A 20,983-nucleotide genomic window follows, 5' to 3' on the forward strand; every position below is an offset into this window, starting at 1 on the left:
CCCGGAGGGGATCCTCGTGGTGGTGAAGTTTCCGTCCTCGCCGGAGGGCGACCAGGGCGACGGCTCCGTGACCCCGGAGGCGGGGGAGCGGGAGCACCTGGCTCCCGTGACCCCGCTCCGGCGGGCATCCGATCGCCGCACGGATGGCGACGACCATCCGTCCCGCCGTGGCCGGGCATCGAGAGACGGCGCGGCGCGAGATGGCGCGGCGCGACCGGTCGTGGCTCTCCCGGCGGACGGAACCCGGCACGACGGAGCGACGTCTGCCGCCGACGCCGGGTGGAACAACACCTGGGGGGCGGAGCCGGCCGCGCCGTCCCTGGCAGACGAAGCGGAGGCCGACGAGGAGACGGTCCGGCAGGCGCGCAAGACCTCCGGGGTCGCGATCCGCCAGCTGGCTCGGCGGGGCATGTCGCGCTGGGAGCTGGAGCAGCTGCTGAACCGTCGCGAGATCGATCCGGAGGTCTACGGGCCGGAGCTCGATCGGCTGGAGGTGCTCGGCGTGATCGACGACGCCGCTCTCGCTACGACGCTCGCCTTCACCCAGCACAGCCGGAAGGGGCTCGGACGCACCGCGATCGAGCAGGAGCTCAAGCGCCGTCACATCGAACCGGAGCTGATCGAGGCCGCGCTGGCCGACATCGGCGACGACGACGAGCTGGAGCGCGCGACGGAGCTGGCCGTGAAGCGCATCGGGCAGCTGTCCACCTACGACGACGAGACCGCGCGCCGACGCCTGCACGGGTTCCTGGCGCGCAAGGGCTATGCGTCCGACGTCGTCCGGCAGGCGATGGATGCGGCGTTCGCGACCCGGCGCTCGCGCGGCGGTTCCGGGGTCCGCTTCCAGTAGCTCCGGGGCGACGTGCCGCCCCTCGGAGCACGTCGCCCGCGGGGCGGAGGGAAACGTAGACTTGTCGCCATCATGAGCATCCTGGAACAGCACAGCGTCATCGCGCCCTCCGAGGCGGCAGTCCGTCCCGACGGCCGGGCGCGAACCTACGAGGTGCGCACGTTCGGCTGCCAGATGAACGTCCACGACTCCGAGCGCCTCAGCGGCTCCCTCGAGGCGGCCGGGTACGTCCCGGCCGACGGCGAGGAAGCCGACATCGTCGTCATCAACACCTGCGCGGTGCGCGAGAACGCCGACAACAAGCTGTACGGCAACCTCGGCCACCTCGCCGGCGTGAAGCGGCGGCACGAAGGCATGCAGATCGCCGTCGGCGGCTGTCTCGCCCAGAAGGACAAGAACGTCATCCTCGAGAAGGCGCCCTGGGTCGACGTCGTGTTCGGCACGCACAACATGGGCGCGCTGCCCAGCCTGCTCGAGCGCGCCCGGCACAACGACGCCGCCGAGATCGAGATCCTCGAGTCGCTCGAGACGTTCCCGTCGACGCTCCCGACCAAGCGCGACTCCTCCTACTCGGGCTGGGTCTCCATCTCCGTCGGCTGCAACAACACGTGCACGTTCTGCATCGTCCCGTCGCTCCGCGGCAAGGAGAAGGACCGCCGCCCCGGCGACATCCTCGCCGAGATCCAGGCGCTGGTCGACGACGGAGCCATCGAGGTCACCCTGCTCGGGCAGAACGTGAACTCCTACGGCGTGGAGTTCGGCGACCGCCAGGCGTTCAGCAAGCTGCTGCGCGCCGCCGGCCAGATCGAGGGCCTCGAGCGCATCCGCTTCACCAGCCCGCACCCCGCCGCCTTCACCGACGACGTGATCGACGCGATGGCCGAGACGCCGTCCGTCATGCCGCAGCTCCACATGCCGCTGCAGTCCGGTTCCGACCGCATCCTCCGCTCCATGCGGCGCTCCTACCGCTCCGAGAAGTTCCTCGGCATCCTCGACCGTGTTCGCGCGAAGCTGCCGGACGCGGCCATCAGCACCGACATCATCGTCGGGTTCCCCGGCGAGACCGAGGAGGACTTCCAGGACACCCTCCGCGTCGTCGAGGCCGCGCGCTTCGCGTCGGCGTTCACCTTCCAGTACTCCATCCGCCCCGGCACCCCCGCCGCGACGATGGAGGACCAGGTGCCGAAGGAGATCGTCCAGGAGCGCTACGACCGGCTCACGGCCCTGCAGGAGCGCATCTCGCTGGAGGAGAACCAGAAGCTCGTCGGCCGCGAGGTCCAGCTGCTCGTCGCCAACGGCGAGGGCCGGAAGGACGCGGACACGCGCCGGCTGAGCGGCCGGGCCGAGGACAGCCGCCTCGTCCACTTCGAACTGCCCGAGGGCTCGGAGGTTCCGCGTCCGGGTGACGTCGTCACGGTGCGCGTCACGCAGGCGGCGCCGCACCACCTCATCGCCGACTCCGCCGACGGCGCGCTCCTCCGCATCCGCCGCACCCGCGCGGGCGACGCCTGGGACCGCGCAGAGGCCGAGTCCTGCGCCGTCCCGACGCACGGCGGCGCGGCGGCGGGCGCAGCGGCCGGCCGGGTCTCCCTCGGCCTGCCCACCCTCCGCACGCGCGAACCGCTCACCTCCCCGGGCGTCGGCACGATGCCGATCTACGACCCGACGGACGGACAGCGCTGAGCACGGCGCCCGTCCCACCGCTCGTCGCGATCGTCGGCGCGACCGGAACGGGCAAGACCGACCTCTCGCTGGCGCTGGCGGACGCTCTGCGCGCTCGGGGCGGGAGCGCCGAGGTCGTCAACGCCGACGCGATGCAGCTCTACCGCGGTATGGACATCGGCACCGCGAAGCTCCCGGCGGACGACTGGCGCGGGATCCCGCACCACCTCTTCGACGTGCTCGACGTCACCGACGAGGCGACGGTCGCCCGCTATCAGCCGGAAGCGCGCGAGCGGATCCGGCAGATCGCCGGTTGCGGCAGCGTGCCGATCCTCGTCGGCGGCTCCGGCCTGTACGTGTCGAGCGTGCTCTTCGACCTGCGCTTCCCCGGAACCGATCCCGACCTGCGCGCCCGCCTCGAGGCCGAGCTCGCCGAGCACGGACCGGGGATGCTGTTCCAGCGACTGGCCGAGCGCGACCCGGAGGCCGCGCGACGGATCGGATCGCGGAACGGCCGCCGCATCGTCCGTGCCCTCGAGGTCGCCGAGCTGACCGGCACCTCTGTCACCGGCGCGCTGCCCGACGAGCCGGCCCTCTGGCACGAACCGAGCGTGGTCATCGGGCTTGCCGCGCCCCGCGAGGAGCTCGTCGCCCGCCTGGACGCGCGCGTCGACCGGATGTGGGCGGACGGCCTGCTCGCCGAGGTGACCGCCCTGATCCCGCAGGGCATCGACCGCGGCATCACCGCCCGCCGCGCGATCGGCTACGCGCAGGCCCTCGCCGAGCTGCGCGGCGAGCTGTCCCGCGCGGACGCGATCGCCCAGACCCAGCAGCTGACCCGCCGCTACGCGCGCCGCCAGGTCAGCTGGTTCAAGCGCTACCCCGGCATCCACTGGCTCGACTACGACGCGCCCGACCTGGTGGATGCCGCCCTCGCGCTGGTCGACGCGGGCACCGGCCGCCGAGGCGAGACCACCCCGGCAGGTCGCTAGGCTGGAACGCATGGCGACCATCCACTTCACCAAGGGTCAGGGCACCGGGAACGACTTCGTGCTCTACTCCGACCCGGAGGGGCGCCTGCCGCTCACCGCGACCCAGATCGCCGAGATCTGCGACCGCCACTTCGGCGTCGGCGCCGATGGCGTGATCCGCGCTGTCCGCTCCGCCCATCTCCCCGAGGGCGAGGCGGCGCTGGCGGAGGACGACGCGGCCACCTGGTTCATGGACTACTACAACGCCGACGGGTCGCCGGCGGAGATGTGCGGAAATGGCATCCGGGTGTACGTCCGCTACCTGCTCGAGAGCGGCCTCGCCGAGCTCCCGGAGGGCGGGACGATCGCCATCGGCACGCGCTCCGGCGTGCGCGACGTGCAGCGCAGCACCAACGGCTTCCAGGTCGACCTGGGCCGCTGGCGCCTCGACGGCGGCGAGCCGCTCGTCCGCGCGAAGGAGCTCGCGGTCGCGCGGCCCGGGCTCGGCATCGACATGGGCAACCCGCACGTGGTGGTCGCGGTCGCCGACGACTCCGAGCTCGACGCGGCCGACCTCTCCTACATCCCGCACATCGAGCCGTCGCCCGAGCACGGAGCGAACGTCGAGTTCGTGGTGCCCCACGAGCCGCTCGTGGTCGACGGCGTCGGCCGCATCCGGATGCGCGTGCACGAGCGCGGCAGCGGCGAGACGCTGTCGTGCGGCACAGGTGCAGCGGCAGCGGCGCTCGCGGTCCGGTATTGGGCAGGCAACGGCGCGCCGAACCAGTGGCGCGTGGAGGTGCCGGGCGGCACGGTCGGCGTCCGCATGTTCGCGACGGAGGACGGCGAGCACGTCGGCCTCTCCGGTCCCGCCGCCCTCGTCTTCACCGGCACCCTCGACCTCGCCTGACCCCCCACCGTCGAGTCCGCACAAACTGCACACGGCGCGCCATGTGAGCGTGCAATTTGTGCGTACTCGACGGCGGGGGGTCAGGCGTCGGCGTGCGAGCGGGCGCGGAGGACGCGGTAGCCCTTGGAGGTCGCGGCGCGCGTCGTGGTCAGCTCCGGGAAGGTCGCCTGGATCCACCGCTGCAGGGAGTCGCTGCCCAGATTGCGCTGCACGACGAGCCAGGCGTCCGATCCCGGCTCCAGGCGGGGGAGCCAGCGCTCCAGGATGTTGTGCAGCTCGTTCTTGCCGACGCGGATCGGCGGATTCGACCAGATCGTCGTAAAACGCACGTCATCGGGAACATTATCCGGCGTCACCGGGTTTACATTGGTGAGGCCGAGCTTCTGCGCATTCCTGCGCACCAGGTCCAATGCTCGGGTGTTGACGTCGACGGCCCAGACCGTCGCATGAGGGGATTCGAGAGCAAGTGTGAGAGCCAGCGGCCCCCAGCCGCAGCCGAGGTCGAGGAACTGACCGCCGGGCGGCGCTGCGGGGACATGGTCCAGCAGCACTCGCGTACCCATGTCGATGCGCTCGGGGCTGAAGATCCCGTTCGCCGTCACCAGCTCGTACGTCTGGCCGGCGAGCTGAACGGTGAACGGCCGCAGGTTCAGCTCGCTCTCGGGCGCCGGGGAAAAGTAGTGATCTCCGCTGGCCATAAGCAGACCGTACAGGACACGAACAAACTAGGGTTAACCCGGATCGGGGAACTGAATGACTGATAAGACCGACATCCGCGACCACGACGCTGACGACGTGGTCGCGCGCGTGCTCGCCACGCAGGACAATCGCGCGTCGGTGACGCTGTTCGGCTCGGCTGCGTCCGCGCGGGCGCAGGCGCTGCAGGCCGACGCCGTCGACGGCGGACTGCACGACGGCGAGCAGTTCGACCGCGAGGAGCGTGCGGCGCTCCGTCGCGTGTCCGGGCTCTCCACCGAGCTGCAGGACGTCACCGAGGTCGAGTACCGGCAGCTGCGACTCGAGAACGTCGTGCTGATCGGCGTGTACTCGCAGGGTTCCCTGCAGGACGCCGAGAACTCGATGCGCGAGCTCGCGGCACTGGCGGAGACCGCAGGGGCCGCGGTGCTCGACGGTCTGCTGCAGCGGCGACCGCATCCCGACCCCAGCACCTACCTCGGCCGCGGCAAGGCCGAGGAGCTGGCCGGCGTCGTCGCGGCGCTCGGCGCCGATACGGTCATCGCCGACACCGAGCTCGCACCCAGCCAGCGCCGTGCGCTGGAGGACGTCGTGAAGGTGAAGGTGATCGACCGCACCGCGGTGATCCTCGACATCTTCAGCCAGCACGCCAAGAGCCGCGAGGGCAAAGCACAGGTCGAGCTCGCACAGCTCGAGTACCTGCTCCCGCGCCTCCGCGGCTGGGGTGAGTCGATGTCCCGCCAGGCCGGTGGCCAGGTGGGTGGGGCGGGCGCAGGCATGGGCTCGCGCGGACCGGGTGAGACGAAGATCGAACTGGATCGTCGCCGCATCCACACGCGCATGGCGCGGCTGCGCAAGCAGATCGCCGGCTTCAAGCCCGCCCGCGAGGCGAAGCGCGCCAACCGCAACCGCAACTCGGTGCCGTCGGTGGCGATCGCCGGGTACACCAACGCGGGCAAGTCGAGCCTGCTGAACCGCGTGACCAAGGCCGGTGTGCTGGTCGAGAACGCGCTGTTCGCCACGCTGGATGCGACGGTCCGCCGCTCGGTGACCGCCGACGGCCGGCTGTACACGCTCGCCGACACCGTCGGCTTCGTGCGCAACCTGCCGCATCAGCTGGTCGAGGCGTTCCGCTCGACGCTGGAGGAGGTCGCCGACTCGGACGTCATCCTGCACGTGGTCGACGGCTCGCACCCGGACCCGGCCTCGCAGCTGGCGACGGTGCGCGACGTGATCGGCGAGGTGGGTGCGCGCGACATCCCGGAGATCGTGGTCTTCAACAAGGCCGACCTGATCTCGGCGGACGACCGCCTCGTCCTGCGCGGACTCGAGCCCGGCGCGATCTTCGCGTCGGCCCGCACCGGCGAAGGGATCGACGAGGTCCTGGCCGCCATCGCGCGGCTGCTGCCCGATCCCTCCCTGGAGGTGGAGCTGGTGGTGCCGTACGACCGGGGCGACCTGATCTCGGCGCTGCACGAGCGGGGTCGCGTGATCTCGACCGAGTACGTGGAGGAGGGCACCCGCGTGACCGCGCGGATCATGCCCGAGTACCACGCGGCGTTCGAGCCGTTCGAGGTGGCCGCGACCTCGTAGCGCGGAGCCGCAGCCCGGAGGCCGGGCGGAACTTCTGTGTCGCTCGATGACACGGGAGGTTCCGCCCGGCCTTCTGCGTTGCTAGATTGCCTGACAACCGAAGCGGGCGACCGCTGACGTGGTGCGACAGCCGAGCCCGGCACCCGCCCGAGTGAATCCCTCCCCGCGACGCCCGCGGGCGGGACGCCCTTGTGCCGCTGTCCGACCATCCGAGGAACCCATGAGCTGTACCGAGGCCCGGTTCTCCTTCGAGCTGTACCCGCCGCGCACCGACCGCGCCGCGGCGTCGCTCCCGGGGACGATCGACCGCCTGGCCGCCGCACGTCCGGATTTCATCTCCGTGACGTATGGGGCGGGCGGGTCGTCGCGCACGGCGTCCCTGGACGTTCTGCGGTACATCCTGGAGCACACCGACGTCAGTGCGATGGCCCACCTCACCTGCGTCGGATCGTCGCACGAGGAGGCTCATCGGCTGATCCGAGAGTTCCTCGACGCGGGGGTCCGCCGGTTCCTCGCGGTGCGCGGCGATCCGCCGGAGGGTCTGGCCGAGGGGGAGGACGGGATCGGCGACATCCGCACGACCGCCGAGCTGGTGCAGCTCATCCACCGCGTCCAGGCGGAGCGCGCCCCCTACGGCGAGCTGGCCGTTCCCGGACTGCCCGCGCAGGCCGTCCTGGAGCACAGGGAGCACGTGCAGATCGCCGTCGCCGCCTTCCCGAACGGGCATCCATCGTCGCATTCCGTCTCGCAGGACATCGACGCCCTCCTCGCCAAGCAGGCGGCCGGGGCCAATCTCGGGATCACTCAGCTGTTCTTCCACGCGGAGGACTACTTCCACTTCGCGCAGCGCGCGGCCGAGGCCGGCGTGACGTTCCCGATCCTGCCGGGCATCATGCCCGTGACCAGCCCCGCGCGGCTGAAGCGGATGCTGGAGCTCAGCGGCGAGGACCTGCCCAGCGACCTCGCCATCGAGCTCGAGGTCGAGCCGACCGACGAGGGCCGCCGCGAGATCGGCATCGCGTGGGCGGCACGGCTCGGCGAGCGGCTGATCGCCGGCGGCGCCCCCGGACTCCACCTGTACACGTTCAACCAGCACGAGGCCGTCCTGTCCGTGCTGGACCGCATCGGCGCCCTCCCGGCGACCAGCGGCATCGCATCCACCACCCCGGCGAACCCGGCCACCGAGAAGGAACCAGCATGACCGACACCACCTCCGCCGCTCCGGCCCGCCCCGCATTCCCGGCGGGCACCATCCTCGGCTACCCGCGCATCGGCCGCCGACGCGAGCTCAAGAAGGCCGTCGAGGCGTTCTGGGCCGGCGCCATCGACGCCGACGAGCTGGAGGCGACCGCCGCCGACCTCCGCGCTGCGACGCGGGAGCGCCTCGCCTCACTCGGGCTCGGCCGCACGGACGCGTCCATCCCCGAGAGCTTCAGCTTCTACGACCAGGTGCTGGATGCGGCGGTCACCGTCGGCGCGCTGCCGTCGCGGTTCGCCGGCCTGGCCGGGGCCGACGGCTCCGTCGATCTCGCGGGCTACTTCACGATCGCGCGTGGCGAGGGCGAGAACCCGCCGCTGGAGATGACCAAGTGGTTCGACTCCAACTACCACTACCTGGTGCCGGAGATCGGCCAGGAGACGCCGTTCCGGCTCGCCTCCGACCGCATCGTCCGCGAGTTCGAGGAGGCCCGGGCGGCCGGCTTCGTCACGCGCCCGGTCATCGTCGGCCCCGTGACGTTCCTGCTGCTGAGCAAGGCGGCGGACGACGCGCCGGAGGGCTTCCGCCCGCTCTCGCGGCTGGCCGACCTCCTGCCCGTCTACACCGAGCTCCTGTCGCGGCTGTCGGCCGTAGGCGCGCCCTGGGTGCAGCTCGACGAGCCCGCCCTCGTCAGCGAGAGTATCGACGAGCCCCGGGATGCTGTGGTCGCCGCCGCGCGGGAGGCGTACGACGCGCTCGGGGCCGCGGCCGACCGGCCCGCGCTCTTCGTCGCAGCGCCCTACGGCAGCCTGGACGACGCCCTGCCCGCGCTGGCCGCCACGCCCGTCGAGGCGATCTCCCTCGACCTCGTGCGCGGATCGATCCCGTCCGGGCTCGACGCGGCGACGGCGTCCGCGCTGGCCGCCAAGACCCTCGTCGGCGGCGTGGTGGACGGGCACAACATCTGGCGCGGCGACCTGGAGGCCGCGTTCGGGAAGCTCACCGAGCTGCTGTCGCTGAGCCCCGACGTCACCGTGTCAACGTCGACGTCGCTGCTCCACGTCCCCCACGACGTGGACGACGAGCCGGAGCTGGACGAGCGCCTGACGTCGTGGCTCGCCTTCGCCGACCAGAAGGTCGCCCAGGTGGCCGTGCTCGCGCGCGGCATCGTGGACGGCCACGAGTCCATCCAGGAGGAGCTGACCGCCGCGACCGCCGCGCTCGCCGACCGCGCGTCCGCGCCGGGCGTGCGCGTCCCGGCCGTGCGCGAGCGCGAGGCGGCGCTGACGGAGGCCGACTTCCGCCGCGGGGCGTACGCGGACCGGCTGGCGGCGCAGGATGCTGCGCTGAGCCTGCCGTTCCTCCCCACGACGACCATCGGATCGTTCCCGCAGACCGCGGACATCCGCCGGTCGCGGGCGCAGCTGGCGAAGGGGCTCATCACCGAGGCCGAGTACCTGGGCCGGATGCGCGACGAGATCAAGCGCGTCGTCGATCTCCAGGAGGAGATCGGGATCGACGTGATCGTGCACGGCGAGCCGGAGCGCAACGACATGGTGCAGTACTTCGCCGAGAACCTGGAGGGCTTCGCGGTCACCCGCAACGGCTGGGTGCAGTCCTACGGATCGCGCTGTACCCGCCCGTCGATCCTCTGGGGCGACGTCTGGCGCCCGGCGCCCATCACGGTCGAGTGGTCGGCGTACACGCAGAGCCTGACCGAGAAGCCGGTGAAGGGGATGCTGACCGGGCCGGTCACCATCCTCGCGTGGTCGTTCGTGCGCGACGACCAGCCGCTCGGAGAGACCGCGCGCCAGGTCGCGCTCGCCCTGCGGGACGAGATCGCGGACCTGGAGGAGGCCGGCATCCGTGTCGTCCAGGTCGACGAGCCCGCGCTGCGCGAGCTCCTGCCGCTCAAGAAGGCTGCGCAGGGGGAGTACCTCGACTGGTCGGTCGGATCGTTCCGCCTCGCCACGTCGGGCGTCGCGAACGGCACCCAGATCCACACCCACCTCTGCTACTCGGAGTTCGGCGTGGTGATCGACGCCATCCGGAACCTGGATGCCGACGTGACGAGCATCGAGGCGGCCCGCAGCCGCATGGAGGTCGTCCACGACATCCAGCGCTCCGGGTTCGAGCACGGCATCGGGCCGGGCGTCTACGACATCCACTCGCCGCGCGTGCCGTCGGTCGCCGAGGTGACCGAGCTGCTGGAGACGGCGCTGCAGGCCATCCCCGGCCGCCAGCTCTGGGTGAACCCCGACTGCGGACTCAAGACCCGCGGGTACGACGAGACCGTCGCCTCGCTCCGCAACATCATCGAGGCGACGCGGGGGGTGCGCGAGCGGGCGGCCGTCAGCGCCTGATCCCGGTCCCGCCGGGGACCTCCGGTCCCGGTACGCTCACGGCGTACCGGGACCGTCGGCGTCCCGGCCGCCGCGCGTGTGAGGATGGGCGCATGGTGCGCATCCCCGACGAGGAGTTCGAGCGGATGGTCGGCGACATCTTCGACGCGCTGCCCGACGACATGGTGCGGCCGCTGGAGAACGTCGCCATCCTCATCGAGGATCAGCCGGACGGAGCGCGGCCACGCCTGTTCGGGCTGTACAGCGGGAGGCCGCTGACCCGGCGCTCGGTGTACGGCTTCGGCGAGCTGCCGGACCGGATCACGCTGTTCCGCAACAACCTGGAGGCGTCGGCGGCCTCGGAGGACGACCTGCGGGCACGCGTGCGGCTCACGCTGGTGCACGAGATCGGGCACTACTTCGGCCTCTCCGACGAGCGGCTGCGCGAGCTCGGCTGGGCGTAGCCGCCCGCCGAGTCGTGAGTCGTCGCCGGAATTCCGGACGAACGGTGACGTCTTGTCGCCACTCGGCGGGAGGGATGCCGGTCAGACGGCGCGGAGCACCGCCACGACCTTGCCGAGCACCTGCGCGTAGTCGCCGAGGATGGGCTCGAAGTTCGAGTTGCGCGGCAGCAGCCAGGTGTGTCCGTCGCGCTGGCGGAAGACCTTGACGGTCGCCTCCTCGTCGAGCATGGCCGCGACGATGTCGCCGTTCTCGGCCGTGTTCTGGGCGCGGATGACGACCCAGTCGCCGTCGCAGATCGCCGCGTCGATCATCGACTCTCCGACGACCTTCAGCATGAACAGCTCGCCGTTGCCGACGAGCTGGCGGGGGAGCGGGAAGACCTCGTCCACCTGCTGCTCCGCCGTGATCGGGATGCCGGCGGCGATGCGGCCGACGAGGGGGACCATGGCGGCGTCGCCCACCGGCGTCTGGTTCTCGTAGTCCGGAGCGGCGTGGGACGACGAGGGCAGGTCGATGAGGATCTCGAGCGCGCGCGGCCGGTTGGGGTCGCGCCGCAGGTAGCCGCTCAGCTCGAGCTGGTTCAGCTGGTGCGTGACGGACGACAGGGAGGAGAGGCCGACGGCGTCTCCGATCTCGCGCATGCTCGGCGGATAGCCGCGCTGGCTCACCGAGCGCTGGATCACATCGAGGATCGCCAGCTGCTTGTCGCTCAGGTTCTTGCGGCGACGGGTGCCTCCGCGTGCCTGGTTCTCGTTCGACACGGGCGTCCTCTCCTGGCGTCGGCGGTCCTGCGGGGATGCTCCCGGCAGGAATGTCGGTGGTACCTGATCTGATGTCCTCAGACAGTCGAAACTGTATCCGCGTCGGGAAGGGAAGACAAACATGTGTTCGAGTGTGTCGCGAACTTCGTCCCCGAATTCCCGCTCTGAGACCATCTTGCGGATTCGGACATTCGAAGATACATTCGGAACACAGCTTCGCACCCGCGAGTCTGAGGAGGTCACGACAATGAGTGCAGTACTGATCAGCGAGTCGGTTCCCACCCTTCGTGCGGTCCCGCCACTGCCCGAGGGAGCACGGGTCCGCCTGCGCCTCACGCGTCGCGGTCGCGCTGTGCTGTCCGCCCTCGTCGCACTGCCGCTCGTGATCGGCGCTCTCGTCTTCGCCCTCAACGGCGGCGGCGCCGTCGCCACCGGCGAGCAGACCCATGTCAGCTTCCAGTACGTCACCGTGGAGTCAGGCGACTCCCTCTGGTCCGTCGCGGAGCGCGTCGCACCGAACGCCGACCCGCGCGACGTGATCGCCGACATCGTCTCCCTCAACGGTCTCGACTCGGCCGTCGTCTCGCCCGGCCAGCAGCTCGCCGTCCCGGCCAAGTACGCGCACTAGCCCCGAGCTGCGCGCCGCTGTGGCGCGATAGGCGCCGGGGAAGGCGGTGGCGCACAGCGCTTTCGGGCGCGTGCCGATCTGGTCCTCTGCTCGCGTTCCGATGTCGGGCTGCGTCGCCGGGCGTCATCTGGCGAGGCGGCGCCCGGGCGCTGACTACGATTGAAGGGTGACTTCTCTCTCCGAGCTGCCGATCCGCGACGACCTGCGCGGTCGTTCGCCGTACGGCGCTCCGCAGCGTCCGGTGCCCGTCGCGCTCAACGTGAACGAGAACACGCATCCGGTGCCGGAGGACGTCGCCGCCGACATCGTCGCCCGCGTCGCCGCTGCGGTCGACGGAGTGAACCGCTACCCCGACCGCGAGTTCACCGAGCTGCGCACGGCGTTCGCCCGCTACCTCGGCCACGACCTGACGCCGGAGAACATCTGGGCGGCGAACGGCTCCAACGAGGTGCTGCAGCACATCCTGCAGGCCTTCGGCGGCCCGGGGCGGACGCTGCTCGGCTACGCGCCCACCTACTCGATGTACCCGCTGCTCGCCTCCGGAACGGGCACCGCCTATGTCGCCGCCGCGCGCGACGCCGACTACGAGCTGAGCCCGGCGACGGCCGTCGCCGAGCTGCGCGAGCACGACCCGGACATCGTGATCCTCTGCTCGCCGAACAACCCGACCGGTACGCCCCTCGGGCTGGAGACCATCGAGGCCGTCTACGACGCCACCCCGGGGATCGTCGTCGTCGACGAGGCCTACGCCGAGTTCATGCCGGACGGCGAGCCGTCCGCCCTGACACTGCTGCCTGGTCGTCCGCGCCTGCTCGTCTCGCGGACCATGAGCAAGGCGTTCGCCTTCGCGGGCGCGCGGGTCGGCTACCTCGCCGCCGACCCCGCCGTCATCGACGCCCTCCGGCTCGTTCGGCTTCCGTACCACCTGTCGGCCCTGACCCAGGCCGCCGCCCTCGGCGCCCTGGCGCACTCCGAGGAGATGCTGGCCACGGTCGGAGACATCCGGCGTCAGCGCGACCGGCTGGTGACGGAGCTCGCCCGGCTGGGCTACACGCCGCACAGGAGCGGCAGCAACTTCGTGCTCTTCGGCGGGGTGGACGACCCGCACGCGACGTTCGAGGCCCTCGCCGAGCGCGGCATCCTGATCCGGGATGTCGGCATCCCGCACCACCTGCGCGTCACCGCGGGAACGGAGGCCGAGACGACCGCCTTCCTGGAGGCTCTGGCCGCCCTCGGCCGGCCCGCGCAGGACGACGCGGTCGCCGACGACGCCCCGGACAGGGTCCGGAACGCCCCGGTAGACTCGGACGCATGACGAATCGCGCCGCCACGGTCACGCGGGAGACTAGCGAGTCCAGCATCGAGCTGAGCCTCGACCTCGACGGCACCGGCACCTCCGACATCCGGACGAGCGTTCCCTTCTACGACCACCTGCTGACCGCGTTCGCCAAGCACTCGCTCACCGATCTGCGCATCCGCGCGACGGGCGACACCGACATCGACGTCCACCACACGGTGGAGGACATCGGCATCGTCCTGGGCCAGGCGATCCGGGAGGCGCTCGGTGACAAGTCGGGCATCTCGCGGTACGGCGACGCCCTGGTTCCGCTCGACGAGGCCCTGGTGCAGGCGGTCGTGGACATCTCGGGCCGCCCCTACCTCGTGCACACCGGGGAGCCCGCCGGCTTCGAGCTGCACCTGATCGGCGGCCACTTCACCGGCTCGATGGTCCGTCACGTCTTCGAGGCGATCTCCTTCAACGCCCGCATCACGACGCACATCACCGTCGTCGGCGGCCGCGACCCGCACCACATCGCCGAGGCCGAGTTCAAGGCCTTCGCCCGCGCGTTCCGGCAGGCGAAGGCGCTGGACCCGCTGATCAGCGGCATCCCGTCCACCAAGGGTGCGCTGTGACCGTGGCGCGCACTCCGGGCAGGACGCCTCGGGTCGTCGTCTTCGACTACGGCACGGGCAACGTCCACTCGGCCGTCAAGGCCCTGGAGGCGGCGGGAGCCGACGTCGAGCTGACGGGCGACCGCACGCGCGCACTCGAGGCGGAAGGGCTGCTGGTGCCGGGGGTCGGAGCGTTCACCGCCGTGGCCGAGGCGCTGCGCGCGTCCCACGGCGATGAGGTCGTCGACCGGCGTCTCGCTGGCGGACGGCCCGTGCTCGGCATCTGCGTCGGCATGCAGGTCATGTTCGAGCGCGGCGTCGAGAACGGGGTGGAGACCGAGGGGCTGGGGGAGTGGCCGGGGACGGTCGACCTGATCCGCGCCGACGTCGTTCCGCACATGGGCTGGAACACGGTCCGCGCGCCCGAGGACTCCACGCTCTTCGCCGGGCTCCGCGACGAGCGCTTCTACTTCGTCCACTCGTATGCCGCCCAGGACTGGACGCTGGAGGCGTCCGGACCGTTCGCCCAGCCGAAGGTGACCTGGGCCGACCACGGCTCGCCGTTCGTCGCCGCGGTCGAGAACGGCCCCCTGAGTGCGACGCAGTTCCACCCGGAGAAGTCGGGCCGCGCCGGCATCCAGCTCCTCCGCAACTGGGTCGACGCGCTCTAGCCGTCCCGACCCCGCCGACTCCGGCTCCACCCGTCCGCCGCCGCGGACCGACACGAGGGAACACATGACCGACTTCATCAGCACGCCCCGGCTCGTCCTCCTCCCCGCCGTGGATGTGGCGGACGGCAAGGCGGTTCGCCTCACCCAGGGCGAGGCCGGCAGCGAGACCAGCTACGGCGATCCGGTGGAGGCCGCGGCCGAGTGGAAGGCGGCGGGCGCCGAGTGGATCCACCTGGTCGACCTGGACGCCGCGTTCGGCCGCGGGGAGAACCGCTCTCTTCTGAAGAAGGTCATCCGCGAGGTCGACGGCGTGAGCATCGAGCTCTCCGGCGGCATCCGCGACGACGCCTCCCTGGAGCACGCCCTGGAGGCGGGGGCGACCCGCGTCAACCTCGGCACCGCCGCGCTGGAGAACCCGGAGTGGGCCGCCAGCGCGATCGGCCGGTACGGCGAGGCGATCGCCGTCGGGCTGGATGTGCGGGGGACGACCCTCGCCGCGCGCGGCTGGACGCGCGAGGGCGGCGACCTCTGGGAGGTGCTCGACCGCCTGGAGGACGCGGGCTGCGCACGGTACGTGGTCACCGACGTCACCAAGGACGGAACGCTGCGCGGCCCGAACCTGGAGCTGCTGCGCCAGGTGCTCGACCGCACCGAGCGTCCGGTCGTCGCCTCCGGCGGCATCTCCGACCTCGGCGACATCGCCGCGCTGCGCGAGCTGGTGCCGCTGGGGCTCGAAGGCGCCATCGTCGGCAAGGCGCTGTACGCCGGCGCGTTCACGCTGCCCGAGGCGCTGGATGTCGCGGGACGCTGACGCCGCCGAACCGCACGGCGGCGACGGTGCCCGCGGCGATGGTGCCCGGGGCGATGGTGCCCGCGGCGACGGTGCCGGGGGCGATGGTGCCGACCGCGCCGCGCCCGGTGTGAACACCCCTCCCGCGCGCCCCAGCGAGGAGGGCGCCGCCCGGCTGGCCGGGTTCGCCGCGTCCCTCGCCGACTCGGCCGGTCAGCCGTGGCAGGGGCGCGAGTTCGACGACAATCCGTTCGGCGAGGACGACGGCTCCGCTCCGCCCGCGCTGCTCGGTGCGCTCGCCGCCTTCCGCGCGGGAGAGACGGGAGCGGAGACGGTGGTGGATGCGCTGCGCGATGTCCGTCTGCTCATCCCGCTGATGGCGGAACTCGGCGACGAGGGCCGCACCGACGCCGGGATGCGCGTCGACAAGACCCAGGAGCTCTCGATCGTGACGGTCGCGGGTCCCGACGGGCGCACGGTCCAGCCGGTCTTCTCGTCGGTGACCGCGCTGCAGGCGTGGAACCCGTCCGCGCGCCCCGTCCCCGTCGACAGCCGCCGGGCCGCGCTCGCCGCCGCGGCGGAGGGCACGGAGCTGATCGTGCTCGATCCGACCTCCGAGACCGAGTTCGTGCTGCGCCGGCCCGCGGTCTGGGCGATCGCGCAGGGGACGCCGTGGCTGCCGAGCGACCGCGACGCCGAGGTGGCGTCGGCCTTCGGCGCCTCCATCGCGTCGGAGCTCGGCGTCCACGAGGTCACGCTGCTCCCCGGCGACCCCGGCAGCCGGCTGGTCGGTGAGGAGCTCGTGGTGCGGCTGTCCCTCGCCGCCGGTCTCACGCGCGAGGAGCTGGACGCCATCCTGTCGCGCCTGGCGCAGAGGTGGGCGGCGGACGACGTGATCGCCACCCGGGTCGACTCGCTGCGGGTGCAGCTCGTCGCTTCGGGGGACTGACGCGGCACGGCCGGTCCGTGGGCGGATGCGGCGCTTAGGCTGGAGGGACCATGACCGTCTTCGCCGCCATCGTGCTCTTCCTCAACACCCTCTTCAACGTCTTCGCCTGGCCCCGGTTCTTCAGCAGGGTCCGCACGGACGCGCGAGCCCGAGATGCGGCTGGGCGCGCGACGCCGTTCCTGATCGTGCACGGCGTGCTGCTCGGGGCGGCGCTGCTGCTGGCCGCGCTCTCCGCTGTGGCGGGTGTGCTGCTGCTGGTGGCAGGCTGAGGGCATGCCTCTCACCATCACCGGCGACGCCGAAGCCGACGCCCTCCTCGACCAGTCGCCGTTCGCCCTGCTGACCGGGATGCTGCTCGACCAGCAGATCCCGATGGAGACCGCGTTCGCCGGTCCGGCGAAGCTGCGCGACCGGCTCGGCTCGCTCGACCCGGCCACGATCGCCGCGCTCGACCCGGAGAAGCTGGCGGAGGTCATGAAGCAGACGCCGGCCGTCCACCGCTTCCCCGGGTCTATGGCCGCGCGCGTGCAGGCGCTCGCCGCGGCGATCGTCGGCGACTGGGGCGGAGACACCGCGGCGATCTGGACCCGGGGCGACCCGGACGGCGCCGAGGTGCTGCGACGGCTCAAGGCGCTGCCGGGATTCGGCGAGCAGAAGGCGAAGATCTTCCTCGCGCTCCTCGGCAAGCAGAAGGGGCTGACGGCCGCCGGCTGGCAGCAGGCGGCGGGGGACTACGGCAGCGAGGGCTACCGCTCGGTCGCCGACATCGTCGACGCAGACTCGCTCGCCCGCGTCCGGGAGCACAAGCGTGCGATGAAGGCAGCGGCGAAGGGAAAGTGACCCCAGGAGGCGGCCGCCAGCGTCCCGGAGGCCGCCGCTGTGGAGAACCCGCTCCTGTCGGTGGTCGCCGGTAGTCTCGCAGAGCGGGTGGCGCACCGGTCGCCCGGAAGCGGAGGGAGGTCGCCGTGTTCCTGCTCGACGGGATCATCGTCACGAGCGCCAGCGACCTCACCGAGGCGTCGAAGTGCGAGTTCGCCTTCCTCCGCACGCTCGACGTGAAGCTGGGCCGGCTCGAGAAGACCGAAGAGATCGACGATCCGATGTACGTGCGGTCGTCGCGCATGGGCGACGAGCACGAGCACCGCATCCTCGAGCGCTACCGCGAGCGGTTCGGGAGCGGCGTCGCCGAGATCGAGCGTCCCGAGCAGCTGACGGCCGACTCCCTCGCCGACGCCGTCCGCCGCACGTCCGAGGCCTTCGAGCGCGGGGCGGAGGTCGTCTTCCAGGCGACCTTCTTCGACGGGTCGTTCGTCGGGTTCGCCGACTTCGTCGTTCGGCTGCCCAATGGCCGGTACCGCGTGCAAGACTCCAAGCTCGCCCGCAGCGCCCGCGTGACGGCGCTGCTGCAGCTCGCCGCCTACGCGGAACAACTGCGACGGATGGGCGTGGATGTCGACGACACGGTCGAGCTGCTGCTCGGCGACGGGTCGGTGAGCGAGCACTCGCTGACCGACATCGAGCCGGTGTACCGCAAGCGGCGCGCGCGGCTGCTGACGATCGTCGCGGAGCACGCGGCCGATGCGGGGCCGGTTGCCTGGGGCGATCCGCGCTTCACCGTCGACGGGCGCTGCGAGACGTGCGACGCCGAGGTGCAGGCGTCCCGCGACGTGCTGCTGGTGGCAGGGATGCGCGTGACCCAGCGCGAGCACCTGCTCGCGGCGGGCATCGCGACCATCGACTCCCTCGCCGCCTCGACCGGCCCGGTCGACGGCATCCCCGATGGCACGCTCGACGGGCTGCGCGAGCAGGCACGCCTCCAGCTCCAGGCGGTGCCGGACGCCCCGCCGCCGGTGCGCGTCTTCAACGCGCCGGTGCTGGCGGTGCTGCCGCATCCCGATCCCGGCGACATCTTCTTCGACTTCGAGGGCGACCCGCTGTACACCGAGGGCGCAGGCGAGCGGTGGAACCTCGACTACCTGTTCGGCCTGGTCGACCAGGAGGAGCGGTTCACCGCGTTCTGGGCGCACGACTTCGCGGCGGAGCGTGTGGCGCTGGAGGCCTTCCTGGCGTTCGTCCGCGAACGCCGCGCCCAGTACCCCGGCATGCACATCTACCACTACGCGGCCTACGAGCAGACCCACCTGCTCGCCCTCGCCGCCCGGCACGGCGTCGGCGAGGAGGAGGTCGACGGCCTGCTGCGCGACAACGTGATGGTCGACCTGTACCCGCTGGTGCGCAAGGCGGTCCGCGTCGGGTCGCGGTCGTACTCGATCAAGAAGCTCGAGCCGCTCTACATGGGCGACGAGCTCCGCGAGAGCGACGTGACGACGGGCGCCGACTCGATCACCGAATACGCGAATGCACGAGATCTGATCGCGCTCGGCCGGCTGGAGGAGGCGCAGCCGCTCCTCGACGACATCGGCGACTACAACCGCTACGACTGCGTCTCCACGCTGCGCCTGCGAGACTGGCTGATCGCCCGCGCGACCGAGAACGGCATCCCGATCGGCGCGGCGCCGATGGAGGAGACCGAGGCGGCGCCCGAGGCGTCGCCGCTGCGGGCGGGGCTGCTCGCCTTCGCCGGTGACCCGCTCGACCCGCATCGCGATGCGGATCGTCGAGCGATGGCCCTCGCCGCCGCGGCGATCGACTTCCACCGGCGCGAGCAGAAGAGCTTCTGGCAGTCGCACTTCTCGCGGCTGATCCAGCCGATCGAGGAGTGGGGCGAGACGCGCGACGTGCTCGTCGTGGAGAGCGCGACCGTGCTGCGCGACTGGTATCTCGACGAGGGACAGCGCGTCGAGCGGCGCGAACTGCTGCTCACCGGCGCCTGGGGTGCAGGGAGCGCGATCCGCGTGAGCGAACGCACCGGGCCGTACCTGCTCTACGAGTACCCGGGGCCGTTCCGGCAGCCCCGGGCTCAGCCCGGAGCGCGGGCCGCCCGCACGGTGGCGGTGATCGACGCGCTCGACGACGGCTCGGTCGTCGTCCGCGAGACCCTTCCCCCCGAGGTCGCTCCGTACCGCGACCTGCCGAGCGCGCTCACCCCGGCGGCACCGCCGGACTCCCGGCGGCTCGGCGAGGCGATCCGCGAGTGGGGCACCGCCCTGCTGATCGCGCGCCATCACGAGACGTGGCCGGTTGATGCGACGATCGATCTGCTGCGGCGCACACCGCCGCGCACACGATCAGGCGCGCTCGTTCCGGATCCGTCGGAGCGGGGCAACACCGGCGGTGACGGTGACGGCACCGGGCGGATCGACGCGGTCGTGGCGAGCCTGCTCGATCTCGACCGGTCCTATCTGGCGGTTCAGGGCCCGCCGGGGACCGGCAAGTCCTATCTGGGCGCGCACGTCATCGCCCGGCTGGTGGCCGAGCACGGCTGGAAGGTCGGAGTGGTGGCGCAGTCCCATGCCGTCGTCGAGAATCTGCTCGACCGGGTGGTGGCGGCGGGCCTCGACCCCGATCAGGTCGGTAAGGTGCCGAGCGGCGGCTCCCGGCCGGAGCAGGCGGCCGCGGCGGGCGGCCCGGCCGCGGAACCGGCCTCGGAGACGGAGACGGCCGCCGCTACGCAGACGGCCGCGGAGACGCCACCTCGCTTCACGCCCCTGGCGGCCAACGGTCATCTCGAGTTCGCGGGCGTCAATGAGCAGCGCGGATTCGTGCTCGGCGGCACCGCGTGGGACTTCGCGAACGCGGGACGTGTCCCGCGGGGCAGCCTCGACCTGGTGGTGGTGGACGAGGCCGGGCAGTTCTCGCTGGCCTCCACGATCGCGGTCGGAGTCGCGGCGAAGAACCTCCTCCTGCTCGGCGATCCGCAGCAGCTGCCGCAGGTCAGCCAAGGACGGCATCCCGAGCCGGTCGACGGCTCGGCGCTCGGCTGGGTGAGCGACGGCCACGACGTGCTGCCGGCGGAGTACGGGTACTTCCTCGCAGAGACGCGGCGCATGCATCCCGCTCTTGCGGCCGCCGTTTCCACTCTCTCGTACGAGGGCAGGCTCCGGGCGCACGAAGGTGCGTCCGACCGCGAGCTCGGCGGGGTCGCCCCGGGTGTTCATCCGGTGCCGGTGCTGCACGTGGGCAACTCGACCTCGTCGCCGGAGGAAGCCGAGACCGTCGTCGCCCTCGTCGACGACCTGCTCGGCCGCTCGTGGAGCGACCCGGACGCCGGACGCATCGACGACCCGCTCGCGGAGGACGACATCATCGTCGTGACGCCCTACAACGCCCAGCTCGCCGAGGTGCGGGCGCTGCTCGACGCGGCCGGACACCGGGAGGTCCGGGTGGGGACGGTCGACAAGTTCCAGGGCCAGGAGGCCGCGGTCGCCATCGTCAGCCTCGCGGCCTCGTCCGCGGTGGATGTGCCGCGCGGTGTGTCGTTCCTCCTCATGAAGAACCGGCTGAACGTCGCCATCTCGCGGGCGAAGTGGGCGGCGTACCTCGTGCACTCGCCCGAACTCACGGAGTTCCTCCCGACCACGCCCGCCGGAGTGGGGGAGCTGAGCGCGTTCATCCGGCTGGTGGAGGGGGCAGAGCGCACCGCGGCGCTGCCGGTCGGCTGAGGGAGCCGAGGGCGGTCCTGCCGCTGTGCGGCGCGTCCTGTT

At 71.8% G+C, this 20,983-nt stretch carries 19 protein-coding genes; 17 read left to right on the forward strand and 2 right to left on the reverse strand.

The window, feature by feature from the left end:
- The first annotated feature begins 16 nt into the window (after positions 1–16).
- The 4 genes from BLW09_RS06115 to dapF all read left to right on the forward strand — a co-directional run bounded on the left by BLW09_RS06115 (position 17) and on the right by dapF (position 4,393).
- On the forward strand, positions 17–850 hold the full coding sequence (locus BLW09_RS06115; RefSeq protein WP_231947097.1) for a regulatory protein RecX: 834 nt from the start codon (positions 17–19) through the stop codon (positions 848–850).
- 72 nt (positions 851–922) lie between these two features.
- Positions 923–2,533, forward strand: a complete 1,611-nt coding sequence (gene miaB, locus BLW09_RS06120) for a tRNA (N6-isopentenyl adenosine(37)-C2)-methylthiotransferase MiaB (protein WP_089909844.1) — start codon at positions 923–925, stop codon at positions 2,531–2,533.
- Entirely contained in the window at positions 2,530–3,504 is a 975-nt protein-coding gene (gene miaA / locus BLW09_RS06125; RefSeq protein ID WP_089909847.1) for a tRNA (adenosine(37)-N6)-dimethylallyltransferase MiaA, read from the forward strand. Before miaB ends, miaA begins: the two co-directional genes overlap by 4 nt.
- Positions 3,505–3,514: 10 nt before the next feature.
- Complete coding sequence (gene dapF, locus BLW09_RS06130) at positions 3,515–4,393, forward strand: diaminopimelate epimerase (RefSeq protein WP_089909850.1); 879 nt, start codon at positions 3,515–3,517, stop codon at positions 4,391–4,393.
- Between the two features lie 80 nt (positions 4,394–4,473).
- Here the strand turns inward: dapF and BLW09_RS06135 are convergent, their stop codons facing one another.
- Positions 4,474–5,091: a class I SAM-dependent methyltransferase gene (locus BLW09_RS06135; protein ID WP_172824176.1), complete on the reverse strand. Its 618-nt coding sequence runs from the start codon at positions 5,089–5,091 to the stop codon at positions 4,474–4,476.
- 55 nt (positions 5,092–5,146) lie between these two features.
- Here BLW09_RS06135 and hflX point away from each other — a divergent pair, with 55 nt between their 5' ends.
- The 4 genes from hflX (at position 5,147) to BLW09_RS06155 (ending at position 10,686) form a co-directional block, all read left to right on the forward strand.
- Complete coding sequence (gene hflX, locus BLW09_RS06140) at positions 5,147–6,682, forward strand: GTPase HflX (RefSeq protein WP_089909855.1); 1,536 nt, start codon at positions 5,147–5,149, stop codon at positions 6,680–6,682.
- A gap of 220 nt (positions 6,683–6,902) precedes the next feature.
- The gene (locus BLW09_RS06145; protein ID WP_089909858.1) at positions 6,903–7,883 is read left to right on the forward strand and encodes a methylenetetrahydrofolate reductase; all 981 of its coding nucleotides are present in this window, start codon (positions 6,903–6,905) and stop codon (positions 7,881–7,883) included.
- Positions 7,880–10,243, forward strand: coding sequence for a 5-methyltetrahydropteroyltriglutamate--homocysteine S-methyltransferase (metE, locus tag BLW09_RS06150; protein ID WP_089909861.1), 2,364 nt, complete (start codon positions 7,880–7,882; stop codon positions 10,241–10,243). Before BLW09_RS06145 ends, metE begins: the two co-directional genes overlap by 4 nt.
- A 92-nt stretch (positions 10,244–10,335) precedes the next feature.
- Complete coding sequence (locus tag BLW09_RS06155; protein ID WP_089909864.1) at positions 10,336–10,686, forward strand: metallopeptidase family protein; 351 nt, start codon at positions 10,336–10,338, stop codon at positions 10,684–10,686.
- Between the two features lie 81 nt (positions 10,687–10,767).
- Here the strand turns inward: BLW09_RS06155 and lexA are convergent, their stop codons facing one another.
- The gene (gene lexA, locus BLW09_RS06160) at positions 10,768–11,448 is read right to left on the reverse strand and encodes a transcriptional repressor LexA (protein ID WP_089909867.1); all 681 of its coding nucleotides are present in this window, start codon (positions 11,446–11,448) and stop codon (positions 10,768–10,770) included.
- Positions 11,449–11,695: 247 nt separating this feature from the next.
- Between lexA and BLW09_RS06165 the strand changes: the two genes are divergently transcribed.
- The 9 genes from BLW09_RS06165 (at position 11,696) to BLW09_RS06205 (ending at position 20,941) form a co-directional block, all read left to right on the forward strand.
- Complete coding sequence (locus tag BLW09_RS06165) at positions 11,696–12,076, forward strand: LysM peptidoglycan-binding domain-containing protein (RefSeq protein WP_218857035.1); 381 nt, start codon at positions 11,696–11,698, stop codon at positions 12,074–12,076.
- Positions 12,077–12,242: 166 nt separating this feature from the next.
- Positions 12,243–13,391: a histidinol-phosphate transaminase gene (locus tag BLW09_RS06170; RefSeq protein WP_089909870.1), complete on the forward strand. Its 1,149-nt coding sequence runs from the start codon at positions 12,243–12,245 to the stop codon at positions 13,389–13,391.
- Positions 13,388–13,990 (forward strand): imidazoleglycerol-phosphate dehydratase HisB, encoded by a 603-nt coding sequence (hisB, locus tag BLW09_RS06175; RefSeq protein ID WP_089909874.1) that lies wholly within the window; start codon positions 13,388–13,390, stop codon positions 13,988–13,990. Before BLW09_RS06170 ends, hisB begins: the two co-directional genes overlap by 4 nt.
- The gene (hisH, locus tag BLW09_RS06180; RefSeq protein WP_089909877.1) at positions 13,987–14,640 is read left to right on the forward strand and encodes an imidazole glycerol phosphate synthase subunit HisH; all 654 of its coding nucleotides are present in this window, start codon (positions 13,987–13,989) and stop codon (positions 14,638–14,640) included. The genes hisB and hisH overlap by 4 nt, the downstream gene beginning before the upstream one ends.
- Positions 14,641–14,704: 64 nt before the next feature.
- On the forward strand, positions 14,705–15,451 hold the full coding sequence (gene priA, locus BLW09_RS06185; RefSeq protein ID WP_089909880.1) for a bifunctional 1-(5-phosphoribosyl)-5-((5-phosphoribosylamino)methylideneamino)imidazole-4-carboxamide isomerase/phosphoribosylanthranilate isomerase PriA: 747 nt from the start codon (positions 14,705–14,707) through the stop codon (positions 15,449–15,451).
- The gene (locus BLW09_RS06190; RefSeq protein ID WP_231947098.1) at positions 15,435–16,379 is read left to right on the forward strand and encodes an SseB family protein; all 945 of its coding nucleotides are present in this window, start codon (positions 15,435–15,437) and stop codon (positions 16,377–16,379) included. The genes priA and BLW09_RS06190 overlap by 17 nt, the downstream gene beginning before the upstream one ends.
- Before the next feature lie 50 nt (positions 16,380–16,429).
- A complete protein-coding gene (locus tag BLW09_RS06195) occupies positions 16,430–16,648 on the forward strand; it encodes an SCO4848 family membrane protein (RefSeq protein ID WP_089909883.1) in 219 nt (72 codons plus the stop codon).
- A 4-nt stretch (positions 16,649–16,652) separates the two neighbouring features.
- Positions 16,653–17,219 carry an HhH-GPD-type base excision DNA repair protein gene (locus BLW09_RS06200; protein ID WP_089909886.1) on the forward strand — a complete coding sequence of 189 codons (567 nt, stop codon included), beginning with the start codon at positions 16,653–16,655 and terminating at the stop codon, positions 17,217–17,219.
- Between the two features lie 125 nt (positions 17,220–17,344).
- Entirely contained in the window at positions 17,345–20,941 is a 3,597-nt protein-coding gene (locus BLW09_RS06205) for a TM0106 family RecB-like putative nuclease (RefSeq protein WP_089909889.1), read from the forward strand.
- The last annotated feature ends 42 nt before the right edge of the window (positions 20,942–20,983 follow it).

The organism is Leifsonia sp. 21MFCrub1.1 (assembly GCF_900107895.1).
Taxonomy (GTDB): Bacteria; Actinomycetota; Actinomycetes; order Actinomycetales; family Microbacteriaceae; genus Leifsonia; species Leifsonia soli.

Bases quoted from the DNA above. Each gene is read 5' to 3' on its own strand.
- BLW09_RS06165 (WP_218857035.1), top strand. From the start codon at position 11,696: ATGAGTGCAGTACTGATCAGCGAGTCGGTTCCCACCCTTCGTGCGGTC.
- BLW09_RS06145 (WP_089909858.1), top strand. From the start codon at position 6,903: ATGAGCTGTACCGAGGCCCGGTTCTCCTTCGAGCTGTACCCGCCGCGC.
- dapF (WP_089909850.1), top strand. From the start codon at position 3,515: ATGGCGACCATCCACTTCACCAAGGGTCAGGGCACCGGGAACGACTTC.
- hisB (WP_089909874.1), top strand. From the start codon at position 13,388: ATGACGAATCGCGCCGCCACGGTCACGCGGGAGACTAGCGAGTCCAGC.
- BLW09_RS06195 (WP_089909883.1), top strand. From the start codon at position 16,430: ATGACCGTCTTCGCCGCCATCGTGCTCTTCCTCAACACCCTCTTCAAC.
- BLW09_RS06135 (WP_172824176.1), bottom strand. From the start codon at position 5,091: ATGGCCAGCGGAGATCACTACTTTTCCCCGGCGCCCGAGAGCGAGCTG.
- hflX (WP_089909855.1), top strand. From the start codon at position 5,147: ATGACTGATAAGACCGACATCCGCGACCACGACGCTGACGACGTGGTC.
- metE (WP_089909861.1), top strand. From the start codon at position 7,880: ATGACCGACACCACCTCCGCCGCTCCGGCCCGCCCCGCATTCCCGGCG.
- miaB (WP_089909844.1), top strand. From the start codon at position 923: ATGAGCATCCTGGAACAGCACAGCGTCATCGCGCCCTCCGAGGCGGCA.
- priA (WP_089909880.1), top strand. From the start codon at position 14,705: ATGACCGACTTCATCAGCACGCCCCGGCTCGTCCTCCTCCCCGCCGTG.
- BLW09_RS06200 (WP_089909886.1), top strand. From the start codon at position 16,653: ATGCCTCTCACCATCACCGGCGACGCCGAAGCCGACGCCCTCCTCGAC.
- BLW09_RS06190 (WP_231947098.1), top strand. From the start codon at position 15,435: ATGTCGCGGGACGCTGACGCCGCCGAACCGCACGGCGGCGACGGTGCC.
- BLW09_RS06155 (WP_089909864.1), top strand. From the start codon at position 10,336: ATGGTGCGCATCCCCGACGAGGAGTTCGAGCGGATGGTCGGCGACATC.